The sequence below is a fragment of the uncultured Tenacibaculum sp. genome, from assembly GCF_947498805.1.
Taxonomy (GTDB): domain Bacteria; phylum Bacteroidota; class Bacteroidia; order Flavobacteriales; family Flavobacteriaceae; genus Polaribacter.
In genome coordinates this window covers 13,860-28,953 of the sequence record NZ_CANMLT010000013.1, presented here as the reverse complement: position 1 = coordinate 28,953, position 15,094 = coordinate 13,860, and the positions used below count along the sequence as shown (strand labels likewise).

The 15,094-nt window shown below is 39.5% G+C and carries 1 protein-coding gene; it reads right to left on the bottom strand.

Going from position 1 to position 15,094, the window contains the following annotated elements; genetic code table 11:
• Nucleotides 1-51: 51 nt before the first annotated feature.
• Nucleotides 52-14,772, bottom strand: coding sequence for a gliding motility-associated C-terminal domain-containing protein (locus tag Q0873_RS18085; protein ID WP_299110196.1), 14,721 nt, complete (start codon nucleotides 14,770-14,772; stop codon nucleotides 52-54).
• Nucleotides 14,773-15,094: the final 322 nt, after the last annotated feature.

Genomic DNA, 15,094 nt, shown 5'->3' with positions numbered 1-15,094 from the left:
AAACATCAATGCAATTACTGTATAGATATATCTTAATTTCATATTATTTTTTTATCTGTTAATGTATAACCATCCTATTCTTGGTTTAGACCCATCTCCTAGGTCAATGACATAATAATATGTTCCTGAAGGCAATTTTTCATCAACATTTATATTTGCTCTACCATTGGAAATACCTCTAAAAGCAACATCTTCATTGTTATAGCCTGACGCTTTATAAACTGTATTACCCCATCTATTAAATATTTCAACTGAATTCTTTTGGTATTGTGGGCTATCTATACATGAAATATAGAAGACATCATTATCTCCATCATCATCTGGAGTTAAAATATTATATGGTGTACCACATGGATTACCCTCTACCAGAATTGTCGCTATTGCAGTATCACAATTCGCTGGACTAGCTCCGTTCTCACAAATCTCATAAGTATAGGTATACGTTCCTGATGGAGTTCCTACAGCTACCGTGATAATTCCTGTGTTTGGATCTAAAGTCAGTCCTTTTGGATTGGTTACTCCAGTTGGATTTGGATTAACAGTAACTTCTCCTGGGTTGGTTCCTATAACTACTGGAGTTCCATCTAAAGTATCATTGTCGGTTACATCCGAAGTACTATCACCTCCTGTAATTGCTGTACCACTATAATCATCATTGTTCGCTACTATTGGGTTAGCTACAACCACAGTTACTGTTGCTGTATCACAATTCGCTGGACTAGCTCCGTTCTCACAAATCTCATAAGTATAGGTATAAGTTCCTGAAGGAGTCCCTGTCGATACGGTGATGATTCCTGTATTCGGATCTAGCGTTAATCCAGTTGGATTGGTTATTCCTGTTGGATTTGGATTAACAGTAATTTCTCCTGGGTTGGTTCCGATAACTACAGCTACTCCATCCAAGGTATCATTGTCCGTTACTTCTGAAGTACTATCACCTCCGGTAATCACTGTTCCACTATAATCATCATTATTAGCTATTAATGGGTTTCCTACAAAAACTGTTGCCGTTGCTGTATCACAATTTGCTGGACTAGCTCCGTTCTCACAAATCTCATAAGTGTAAGTGTAAATTCCAGATAAAGTACCCACAGCAATAGTAATTACTCCTGTTGCTGGATCTAAACTCAGTCCCGTTGGGTTGGTTACTCCGGTTGGATTTGGATTGACTGTTATCTCTCCTGGGTTGGTTCCAATCACTACTGGAGTTCCATCCAATGTATCATTATCGGTTACATCCGAAGTACTATCACCTCCTGTAATTGCTGTACCACTATAATCATCATTATTTGCAACAATTGGGTTAGCTACAACCACAGTTACTGTTGCAGTATCACAATTTGCCGGACTAGCTCCATTCTCACATATCTCATAAGTATAGGTATAGGTTCCTGATGGAGTTCCTACAGCTACCGTGATAATTCCTGTGTTTGGATCTAACGTAAGTCCCGTTGGATTGGTAACTCCTGTTGGATTTGGATTTATGGTAACTTCTCCTGAGTTGGTTCCTATTACTACCGGAGTTCCATCTAAGGTATCATTGTCCGTTACATCTGAAGTACTATCGCCTCCTGTAATTGCTGTTCCACTATAATCATCATTATTTGCTACGATTGGGTTAGCTACAACCACAGTTACTGTTGCCGTATCACAATTCGCTGGACTAGCTCCATTCTCACAGATCTCATACGTATAGGTATAAGTTCCTGATGGGGTTCCTACGGCTACGGTGATGATTCCAGTATTTGGATCTAAAGTAAATCCTGTTGGGTTAGTTACTCCAGTTGGATTTGGATTTACGGTAATTTCCCCTGGACTGGTTCCAATCACTACTGGAGCTCCATCTAAAGTATCATTGTCGGTTACATCTGAAGTGCTATCACCTCCTGTAATCGCCGTGCTGCTATAATCATCATTATTTGCTACAATTGAATTTGACACTAAGATTGTTACCGTTGCTGTATCACAATTTGCTGGATTGGCTCCATTCTCACAAATCTCATATGTATAGGTATACGTTCCTGATAAAGTACCAACAGCTACGGTGATGATTCCAGTATTCGGGTCTAGCGTTAATCCTGTTGGATTGGTTACCCCCGTCGGATTTGGATTTACGGTAACTTCTCCTGGATTCGTTCCAATTACTACTGCCACTCCATCTAGAGTATCATTATCGGTTACATCAGAGGTACTATCACCTCCTGTAATCGCTGTTCCACTGTAATCATCATTGTTTGCTACTATTGGATTCTCTACTAGAATCGTTGCTATAGCAGTATCACAATTAGCTGGATTGGCTCCATTCTCACAAATCTCATAGGTATAGCTATAGGTTCCTGATGGAGTTCCTGTCGCTACCGTGATAATTCCAGTATTTGGATCTAATGTTAATCCTGTTGGATTGGTTACTCCGGTTGGATTTGGATTTACAGTAACTTCACCTGGATTAGTTCCGATAACTACAGCTACTCCATCTAGAGTATCATTATCTGTTACATCCAAAGTACTATCGCCTCCTGTAATCGCCGTTCCACTATAATCATCATTGTTTGCTACAATTGGATTCGATACTAATATCGTTACCGTAGCAGTATCACAATTCGTTGGACTAGCTCCATTCTCACAGATCTCATAAGTATAGCTATAGGTTCCTGATGGAGTTCCTGTTGCTACCGTGATAATTCCTGTGTTTGGATCTAACGTAAGTCCCGTTGGATTGGTAACTCCTGTTGGATTTGGATTTACAGTAACTTCTCCTGAGTTGGTTCCTATTACTACCGGAGTTCCATCTAAGGTATCATTGTCCGTTACATCAGAGGTACTATCGCCTCCGGTAATCGCTGTACCACTGTAATCATCATTGTTTGCTACTATTGGATTCTCTACTAATATTGTTACAGTTGAGGTATCGCAATTTGCTGGACTAGCTCCATTCTCACAGATCCCATAAGTATAGGTATAAGTTCCTGATGGGGTTCCTGTAGCTACTGTGATAATTCCAGTATTCGGATCTAGTGTTAATCCCGTTGGATTGGTTATTCCGGTTGGATTTGGATTTATGGTAACTTCTCCTGAATTGGTTCCAATAACTACTGGTGTTCCATCTAAGGTATCATTGTCCGTTACATCTGAAGTGCTATCGCCTCCTGTAATCGCTGTTCCGCTATAATCATCATTATTGGCTACGATTGGATTTTCAACTAAAATTGTTGCCGTGGCTGTATCGCAATTTGCTGGGCTAGCTCCATTCTCACAAATCTCATAAGTATAGGTATAAGTTCCTGATGGGGTTCCGGTAGCTACGGTGATAATTCCAGTATTTGGATCTAGCGTTAATCCCGTTGGATTGGTTACTCCGGTCGGATTTGGATTAACTGTCACCTCACCTGGATTGGTTCCAATAACTACTGCTACTCCATCCAATGTATCATTATCGGTTACATCGGAAGTACTATCACCTCCTGTAATGGCTGTTCCACTATAATCATCATTGTTCGCTACGATTGGATTTTCAACTAAAATTATTGCCGTGGCTGTATCACAATTTACTGGACTAGCTCCATTCTCACATATCTCATAGGTATAGGTATAAGTTCCTGATGGAGTGCCTGTAGCTATGGTGATAATTCCTGTATTTGGATCTAGTGTTAATCCCGTTGGATTGGTTACTCCGGTCGGGTTTGGATTGACTGTCACCTCACCTGGATTCGTTCCGATTACTACTGCTACTCCATCTAGAGTATCATTATCGGTTACATCAGAGGTACTATCGCCTCCGGTAATCGCTGTACCACTGTAATCATCATTGTTTGCTACAATTGGATTGTTTACTAGAATCGTTGCTATAGCAGTATCACAATTTGCTGGATTGGCTCCATTCTCACAAATCTCATAAGTATAGGTATAGGTTCCTGACGGAGTACCTGTCGCTACTGTGATAATTCCTGTGTTTGGATCTAGTGTTAATCCCGTTGGATTGGTTACTCCGGTTGGATTTGGATTTATCGTTACCTCTCCTGGATTGGTTCCAATAACTACTGGTGTTCCATCTAAGGTATCATTGTCCGTTACATCTGAAGTGCTATCGCCTCCTGTAATCGCTGTTCCGCTATAATCATCATTATTGGCTACGATTGGATTTTCAACTAAAATTGTTGCCGTGGCCGTATCACAATTCGCTGGACTAGCTCCATTCTCACAAATCTCATAAGTGTAAGTGTAAATTCCAGATAAAGTACCCACAGCAATAGTAATTACTCCTGTTGTTGGATCTAAACTCAGTCCTGCCGGGTTGGTTACTCCTGTTGGATTTGGATTGACTGTCACCTCACCTGGATTCGTTCCAATTACTACTGCCACTCCATCTAGAGTATCATTATCGGTTACATCAGAGGTACTATCGCCTCCGGTAATCGCTGTACCACTGTAATCATCATTGTTTGCTACAATTGGATTGTTTACTAGAATCGTTGCTATAGCAGTATCACAATTTGCTGGATTGGCTCCATTCTCACAAATCTCATAGGTATAGGTATAGGTTCCTGATGGAGTACCTGTCGCTACCGTGATGATTCCTGTATTTGGATCTAGTGTTAATCCTGTTGGATTGGTAACTCCAGTTGGATTTGGATTGACTGTCACCTCACCTGGATTGGTTCCTATGACTACTGCTACTCCATCCAAAGTATCATTATCGGTTACATCAGAGGTACTATCTCCTCCTGTAATCGCTGTTCCACTATAATCATCATTATTAGCAACTATTGGATTTTCAACTAAGATTGTTGCTGTTGCAGTATCGCAATTTACTGGGCTAGCTCCATTCTCACAAATCTCATAAGTATAGCTATAAGTTCCTGATGGGGTTCCAGTGGCTACGGTGATAATTCCAGTATTTGGATCTAGTGTTAATCCCGTTGGATTGGTTACTCCGGTTGGATTTGGATTTATGGTAACTTCTCCTGAATTAGTTCCTATAACAACTGCTACTCCATCTAAGGTATCATTGTCGGTTACATCTGAAGTACTATCACCTCCAGTAATCGCTGTTCCACTATAATCATCATTGTTCGCTACGATTGGGTTTTCAACTAAAACTGTTGCCGTGGCTGTATCACAATTTGCTGGACTAGCTCCATTCTCACAAATCTCATAAGTATAAGTATAGGTTCCTGATGGTGTTCCAGTAGCTACGGTGATAATTCCTGTATTTGGATCTAGTGTTAATCCCGTTGGATTGGTTACTCCGGTAGGGTTTGCATTAACAGTAACTTCTCCTGGGTTGGTTCCTATAACTACTGCCACTCCATCTAGAGTATCATTGTCAGTTACATCTGAAGTACTATCGCCTGCTGTAATTGCCGTTCCACTATAATCATCATTGTTTGCTACAATTGGATTTTCAACTAAAACTGTTGCTGTAGCTGTATCACAATTTGCTGGATTGGCTCCATTTTCACAGATCTCATACGTATAGGTATAGGTTCCTGATGGAGTTCCTGTAGCTACTGTGATAATTCCTGTGTTTGGATCTAAAGTAAGTCCCGTTGGGTTGGTTACTCCTGTTGGATTTGGATTTACGGTTACCTCTCCTGGATTCGTTCCAATAACTACTGCTACTCCATCTAAGGTATCATTGTCAGTTACATCAGAAGTACTATCACCTCCGGTAATCGCTGTTCCACTATAATCATCATTGTTCGCAACGATTGGGTTAGCTACTAATATTGTTACTGTTGCTGTGTCACAATTTGTTGGATTGGCTCCATTCTCACAAATCTCATACGTATAGGTATAGGTTCCTGATGGAATTCCTGTGGCTACGTTGATTACTCCAGTGTTTGGATCTAGTGTTAATCCCGTTGGGTTGATTACTCCAGTTGGATTTGGATTTACAGTAACTTCTCCTGGGTTCGTTCCAATAACAACTGCTACTCCATCCAAGGTATCATTATCAGTTACATCGGAAGTACTATCACCTCCGGTAATCGCTGTTCCACTATAATCATCATTGTTCGCTACGATTGGATTCGATACTAATATTGTTACTGTTGCTGTATCACAATTTGCTGGATTCGCTCCATTCTCACAGATCTCATAAGTATAGCTATAAGTTCCTGATGGGGTTCCAGTAGCTACGGTGATGATTCCTGTGTTTGGATCTAGTGTTAATCCTGTTGGATTGGTTATTCCTGTTGGATTTGGATTAACGGTAATTTCTCCTGGATTCGTTCCGATAACTACTGCTACTCCATCTAAAGTATCATTGTCGGTTACATCGGAAGTACTATCACCTCCAGTAATAGCCGTTCCGCTATAATCATCATTATTTGCAACGATTGGGTTAGCTACTAATATCGTTACCGTAGCAGTATCACAATTGGCTGGACTAGCTCCATTCTCACAAACCTCATACCTATAGGTATAAGTGCCTGATGGTGTTCCGTTGGCTACGGTGATAATTCCTGTATTTGGATCTAGTGTTAGTTCAGTTGGGTTGGTTACTCCTGTTGGATTTGGATTTACAGTAATCTCTCCTGGATTCGTTCCAATAACAACTGCTACTCCATCTAAAGTATCATTATCGGTTACATCTGCTGTGCTATCGCCTCCTGTAATTGCTGTTCCGCTATAATCATCATTGTTCGCTACAATTGGATTTTCAACTAAGATTGTTGCTGTTGCAGTATCGCAATTCGATGGACTAGCTCCATTCTCACAAATCTCATAAGTGTAAGTGTAAATTCCAGATAAAGTACCCACAGCAATAGTAATTACTCCTGTCGCTGGGTCTAAACTCAGTCCTACTGGGTTGGTTACTCCAGTTGGATTTGGATTGACAGTAACTTCTCCTGGATTGGTTCCAATAACAACCGCCACTCCATCTAAGGTATCATTATCGGTTACATCTGAAGTGCTATCACCTCCTGTAATAGCTGTTCCACTATAATCATCATTGTTCGCTACGATTGGATTCGATACTAATATTGTTACTGTTGCAGTATCACAATTCGCTGGATTGGCTCCATTCTCACAAATCTCATAAGTATAGGTATAGGTTCCTGATGGGGTTCTAGTAGCTACTGTGATAATTCCTGTATTTGGATCTAAAGTCAGTCCCGTTGGATTGATCACTCCAGTCGGATTTGGATTTACAGTAATCTCGCCTGGATTCGTTCCTATAACAACTGCTACTCCATCCAAAGTATCATTATCTGTTACATCAGAAGTACTATCGCCTCCAGTAATAGCCGTTCCACTATAATCATCATTGTTCGCTACGATTGGATTCGATACTAATATTGTTACTGTTGCAGTATCACAATTTGCTGGACTAGCTCCATTCTCACAAATCTCATAAGTATAGGTATAGGTTCCTGATGGAGTGCCTATGGCTACGGTGATAATTCCAGTATTTGGATCTAGCGTTAGTCCTGTTGGGTTGGTAACTCCTGTTGGATTTGGATTTACAGTTACCTCTCCTGGATTCGTTCCGATAACAACTGCTACTCCATCTAAGGTATCATTGTCCGTTACATCGGAAGTACTATCACCTCCGGTAATCGCTGTTCCACTATAATCATCATTGTTGGCAACGATTGGATTTTCAACTAAGATTGTTGCTGTTGCTGTATCACAATTCGCTGGACTAGCTCCATTCTCACATATCTCATAAGTATAAGTATAGGTTCCTGATGGAGTGCCTGTCGCTACGGTGATGATTCCTGTATTTGGATCTAGTGTTAATCCCGTTGGGTTGGTTACTCCTGTTGGATTTGGATTTGGATTTACAGTTACCTCACCTAGATTCGTTCCGATAACTACAGCTACTCCATCTAAAGTATCATTATCGGTTACATCGGAAGTGCTATCGCCTCCGGTAATCGCCGTTCCACTATAATCATCATTGTTTGCTACGATTGGATTTTCAACTAAGATTGTTGCTGTTGCTGTATCACAATTCGCTGGACTGGCTCCATTCTCACAAATCTCATAAGTATAGGTATAAGCTCCTGATGGGGTTCCTGTGGCTACAGTGATGATTCCTATATTTGGATCTAGCGTTAATCCAGTTGGGTTTGTTATTCCTGTTGGACTTGGATTGACTGTCACCTCGCCTGGATTCGTTCCAATAACTACTGCTACTCCATCTAAGGTATCATTGTCAGTTACATCAGAAGTAGTATCACCTCCGGTAATCGCTGTTCCACTATAATCATCATTGTTCGCAACGATTGGGTTAGCTACTAATATTGTTACTGTTGCTGTATCACAATTCGCTGGACTGGCTCCATTCTCACAAATCTCATAAGTATAGGTATAGGTTCCTGATGGAGTTCCAGTAGCTACGGTGATAACTCCTGTATTTGGATCTAGTGTTAATCCTGTTGGATTGGTTACTCCAGTCGGACTTGGGTTGACAGTAATCTCGCCTGGGTTGGTTCCAATTACTACTAGTGTTCCATCTAAAGTATCATTGTCAGTTACATCCGAAGTACTATCGCCTCCTGTAATCGCTGTACCACTATAATCATCATTATTGGCACAAATAACCTTCCCTAAAACAACTGTCAAAGCAGAAGAAGCTGTACAATTATTACTATCTCTTACAGTGAAATTATATGATCCTGTTGATAATGTATTGATACTAAATGTTGTTGTATTTCCATTATAGGTTGCCGAACTCGTTCCTGTCTGAAATAAAGTCCAATTTCCTGTTGGTAATCCATTTAAATTTATGGTTCCATTTATGACATCACAAGTAGGTTGTATAATACTATTCACACTTGGAATATCTGGTAACGCATTCACTGTAAAACTTACATCGGCTGCAGTAGCAGAACAGGTGGCATAACCCGCAACTGTGTAACGTATTAATACATTGGTATCGGCTGATACATTTACTGGTGAATAGGTATTTCCTGAAATACTTCCTCCTCCCGATACAATACTCCAAATACCTCCTGCAGGACTTCCTAAAAGTATTTTCGTACTACTTTCACAAATTGCTCCATTATCAGTAGTATTTACTGCTGGTCCTGGGTTCACATTAACTACAAAACTTACATCTGCTACAGTAGCTGGACAAGTTGCATAACCAGCAACTGTATAACGTATCAATACATTGGTATCAACCGATACATCTGCCGGTGTATAGGTATTTCCTGTTATGCTTCCTCCTCCAGAAACAATACTCCATGTTCCTCCTGCTGGGCTTCCTTCTAAAGTCTTTGTATCGCTCTCACAAATTGCACTATTATTAGTAGTATTCAATGATGGTCCTGGATTTACATTAACTACAAATCCTACATCTGCTGTAGTGGCCGGACAACTACCATTAGTTGCTACAGTATAGCGTATCAATACATTCGTATCAACTGATACATCCGCTGGAATATAAGTACTTCCTGAAATACTTCCTCCTCCTGATACAATAGTCCAGGTTCCACCAGCAGGACTTCCTATTAAAGTCTTTGTAGCATTTTCACAAATCGCACTATTATCCGTAGTATTAACTGCTACTCCCGGATCAGCATTTACCGTAAAGCTTATATCTGCTGCAGTAGATGCACAACTACCATTAGCTGCAATGGTATATCGTACCGTTACAGAGGTATCACTTACTACATCTGCCGGAGTATAGGTACTTCCAAAAATACTTCCTCCTCCAGATACAACACTCCAGGATCCTCCTGCTGGACTTCCTACTAAGGTCTTGGTATCATTCTCACAGATAGCACCATTATCCGTAGTATTCACTGCTGTTCCTAAATCGGCATTGACAGTAAAACTTACATCTGCTGTAGTAGCAGGACAGGTTGCATAACCAGCAATAGTATATCGCACTGTTACGGGGGTATCGCTTGTTATATCTGTTGGAGTATAGGTATTTCCCGTAATACTTCCGCCTCCAGATACTATACTCCAGCTACCCCCTGCTGGACTTCCTTCTAAAGTTTTTGTACTGTTCTCACAAATGGCACTGTTATCGGTAGAATTAACTGCAGGTCCAGGATTTACATTCACTACAAATCCTACATCTGCCGTAGTAGCTACGCAACTACCATTGGCTGCTACAGTATAACGTATCAACACATTGGTATCAACTGCTACATCTGCCGGTGTATAGGTATTTCCTGAAATACTTCCACCTCCGGATACTATGCTCCAAGTTCCTCCTGTAGGACTTCCTATTAAAGTCTTTGTAGCACTTTCACAAATAGCACTGTTATCAGTTGAATTGACGGCTACTCCTGGATCAGCATTTACCGTAAAACTTACATCTGCTGTAGTAGCTGTACAACTACCATTACCTGCAATAGTATATCGTACCGTTACAGAAGTATCACTTACTATATCTGCCGGTGTGTAGGTACTTCCTGAAATACTCCCACCTCCAGAAATAATACTCCAATTTCCGCCAATCGGGCTTCCTTCCAAAGTTTTCGTAGTGTTTTCACAAATCGCACTATTATCTGTAGTATTAACTGCAACTCCTGGATCTAAATTCACCGTAAAAGTGACATCAGCTGTAGTAGCAGGGCAACTTGCATAACCAACAACTGAGTAACGTACTGTTACAGGGGTATCACTTGCTACATCTGCTGGTGTATAGGTAGTTCCTGAAATACTTCCACCTCCAGATACTATACTCCAGGTTCCACCTGCCGGACTTCCTTCTAAAGTTTTTGTCCCATTTTCACAAATTGCTCCATTATCAGTAGTATTTACTGCAGGTCCAGGGTTCACATTGACTACAAAGCTTACATCTGATGTAGTTAAGGGACAAGTAGCATAACCAGCAACTGTGTAACGTATCAATACATTCGTATCAACTGATACATCTGCTGGTGTATAGGTATTTCCTGTTATGCTTCCTCCTCCAGAGATAATACTCCAAGTTCCTCCTACTGGACTTCCTATTAAGGTTTTCGTATCACTCTCACAAATAGCACTGTTATTGGTACTATTAACTGCAGGCCCTGGGTTTACATTCACTATAAAACCTACATCGGCTGTAGTGGCTGCACAACTACCATTGGCCGTAATGGTATAACGTATTAATACATTGGTATCACTTGTTACATCTGCTGGAGTATAGGCATTCCCTGAAATACTTCCGCCTCCCGAGATAATACTCCAAGTTCCACCTGCAGGACTTCCTATTAAAGTCTTGGTAGCGCTCTCACAAATCGCACTATTATCAGTTGAATTGACGGCTACTCCCGGATCAGCATTTACTGTAAAGCTAACATCAGCTGTCGTGGCCGCACAACTACCATTGGCTGTAATGGTATAGCGTACTGTTACAAAAGTATCGTTTAACACATTTGCTGGGGTATATGTATTTCCAGAGATACTTCCACCTCCCGAGATAATACTCCAAGTTCCACCAGCTGGACTTCCTACTAAAGTCTTGGTTTCATTTTCACAAATCTCACTATTATCTGTAGTATTAACCGCAACTCCTGGATCTGCATTTACTGTAAAGGTTATATCTGCCGAAGTCGTAGGACAAGTAGCATAACCAGTAATCGTATAACGTATCGTTACTGGAGTATCACTCATTATATCCGCAGGAGTATAAATATTTCCAGAGATACTTCCTCCGCCAGAGATAATACTCCAAGTTCCGCCTGCTGGACTTCCTGTTAAGGTTTTCGTATCACTCTCACAAATTGCACTGTTATTGGTACTATTAACTGCAGGCCCGGGATTCACATTCACTACAAAAGATACATCTGCTGTAGTTGTCGGGCAAGTAGCATAACCAGCCACGGTATAACGTATTAACACATTGGTATCTCCTGTTACATCTGCAGGTGTATAAATATTTCCAGAGATACTTCCACCTCCAGAGATAATACTCCAAGTTCCGCCTGCTGGACTTCCTATTAAGGTCTTTGTATCACTCTCACAAATAGCACTATTATTTGTAGTATTGACTGCAGGCCCTGGATTCACATTCACTATAAAATTTACATCTGACGTAGTTGCAGGGCAACTCCCGCTAGCTCCAATAGTGTAACGTATTGACACATTAGTATCACCCGTTACATCTGCAGGTGTATAAGTATTTCCTGATATACTTCCTCCTCCTGTAATAATACTCCAGGTTCCTCCTACTGGGCTTCCTACTAGTGTCTTTGTATCACTCTCACAAATGGCACTATTGGTTGTGGTATTTGATGCTATTCCAGGGTTGCTATCAACAGTTACTGTTGATTTATCAACCAATTCTACCGTACAAGTACCATTATTTGCTAATATGTTATATGTTGTTGTGCTTGTTGGACTAACTGAAAAATTTATTGTTCCTCCAGTTCCTGCTACCACTCCTCCAATATTACTATCGTCATCATCATTTCTTAACTGGTAGTTGATACCTAGAACGCTATTACTTACTGTGATTGTTGCACTACTTCCTTCACAAATTATATCATCACCCACTACCAATGTATCATCTATAACACATAATGAAGCACTTCTTTTTTCTGTTGCGCAACTATTGTTTGGATGACTTATTACAACAAAATATGTTTTTCCATTCAAACTAAGATTTGGATTAACTCCTAAACTCGCCGTTGTTACGTTACTGTATGGAGATATATTCGTTAATGCTATTCCTCCTGAATCAGGATCTCCATCATACCATTGATAAACTAACCCTGCTGTTCCATTATTAGGTATTCCGTAAACGGGTACACCTCCTGAATATGATGTTGCCTGATCGGCAGAAGCTGCAACGGTAAAATTCACTAAAGTTGTACTTGACCCCGCAGAAATATTACTTGGTGGCGTATCTACATCTATACTTACAGCAATATTTTCACTTCGTGTCAAACCATCATATCCTCCACTAATACCAGTTCCTGTAACTATTCCGTTTCCATCTACAATGGTAGGCAATTCTCCTAAAACCCCATCATTATTTGGATCGTTCCCTCCAGATTCCAATACATCATTACACGTATCACCATCACTGTCTGTATCCAAACAATCTGGGGTTCCATCTCCATCAGTATCTCTTGTTGTGATTACCTCCATTCCTATACCATGCAATTCGGAAGCAATCTGATCAGAATCTACCTCTAATACTAAATTTAAATTGGTTAACGGCATTCCATCCGTTCTATAAAAACGAATCGTACCATCTGCTGAGCCTGCACCATCACCATCTAACTGTGAATCAGCCGTAGAACTATCTCTAGTAGTAGGATCGGTATCTCCGAAATTTAAATTTCCACCATTCCCTAAATTTTCACTTAAACTATTCTTTGAAACTATTTCATAAGTAATATTAGGGTTACTTACGGTATTCATTACATACCTTATTTGATCTATACTACTAATATGTAAATAAACTTCTGTTACATATACTTTAGCATCAGAAGAATTAAACGTAAAATCTAAATTATTAGGAAACCCCGTAAAACTGGTATGCAAAAATTGTGTTATTGGTAAATCAGAAACACCTGAAACTAATGTCCAGTTTGTTGAAGGTTCATAAACATATCCTGTTTGACTTACCGTAAATGGGCTATTTAATCCTGTAGATGTAGTTACTGATATGGGACCAGATGTAAATCCATGTAAACCCAAAATTGAAGGAAATGATACCGCGAATGGTATATTACACCCTTCCTGAGTATCTAGAATACCATCATTATCATCATCTAAATCACAGAAATCTCCTATTCCATCGGTGTCACGATCTGTAAACAATGAACTTGTATTATTACATGGATCACATTCGATAGCTTGTTGTGATGCATTTTGAGAAGTTCCTATACCTGAAGCTGGTGAATTGTTAGGTACTCCAGGATGAGTATCTGAAATTGACCCAACAGGATATATAGTAGTATCAATTGCTCCATTGGAATCCAAATCTGAAAAGTTTAAACTTGAATTTCCTTCCAATGCATCTGGACAGTTATCTCCATCAGAATCTAAATCTAAATAATTTGGAATGCCATCACCATCTGTATCTCCACGTGTAAAAACATTAATACTACCTACATAAAGATCATCAATTGCATCTATGGGAGATGCATCCTTATTAGAGTTGTTCATTACAATCTCAAGAACCCCAGAATTAGGCACTCCAGAAGGTAATTGGATATCTGTACTATTTATGGAACTCACCCCCATAGTAGCACTGTTTAATGTTCCTATTGCTCCATTAAGATAAGTAATAGGTCTTGTAAAACTACTCACTCCCTCTTGTGTAGAAACAGTCATATAGGTTACTCCTGCATATCGTATTTCGAGTGTAGAAAAATCGGAACCGGCTACAGGATTACCATCTGATAATCTAAAATCTGGCAATTGAATAATAGGTGAATCTCCATAAGGGTTTACATTCGTAATATTTTGTGAAACTGTTACTATAGTATTATCTGAAAACAGCCAAATACTTTCTCCACTACCCGTATAAAACCCTCCCGTTGAACCTCCTCCATTAGTAAAGTTTACAGACCAATCGGTAACCGATAATGCACTAGTTATGATAAGTTCTGAATTTGATATAACATTCGTTTCGCTATACTCATTTACATCTAAAATACCGTCATTATCATCATCATTATCTAAGCTATTAATTATTAAATCTCCATCACAATCTCCTGTAGGTGAAAGATCAGCACATTGCGAAACTCCATCAATAGAGAATAAAGAAATTATTAATAGTAATACTATGTTTCTGTGTAAAATTGCTTTTACAAAAAAAACAGGAAACCTCTTTAGAATCTTAAATAGGAAGTACATTTTCATTTTTTATTATTTTGAAATATTGCTGTTTTAATTCTATCTCGTATCCTTAATCAAAATTTAGGATACACATAAAAACATTACTTCCATTTGTTATAATCGAAGTAATAAATATCAAATAATAGAAAATTAAAAGAAGGCTTATGAAACGTATGAATTCATAAGCAGAGAGTACATATTTTAATAACTAATATTGTAAAATACATTGTTTTAACTACCAGTTCTAAATAAGACTCGTATTAAAACAACAACGCTTTTTGAATAAAAGCTATCTAAAGATTATTGAAATGAATCCAACGGGTAGTATACTTTAGATTGGGACAAA

Excerpts from the sequence above, each read along its gene's own strand:
- Q0873_RS18085 (WP_299110196.1), bottom strand. The coding sequence starts at position 14,772 with ATGAAAATGTACTTCCTATTTAAGATTCTAAAGAGGTTTCCTGTTTTT.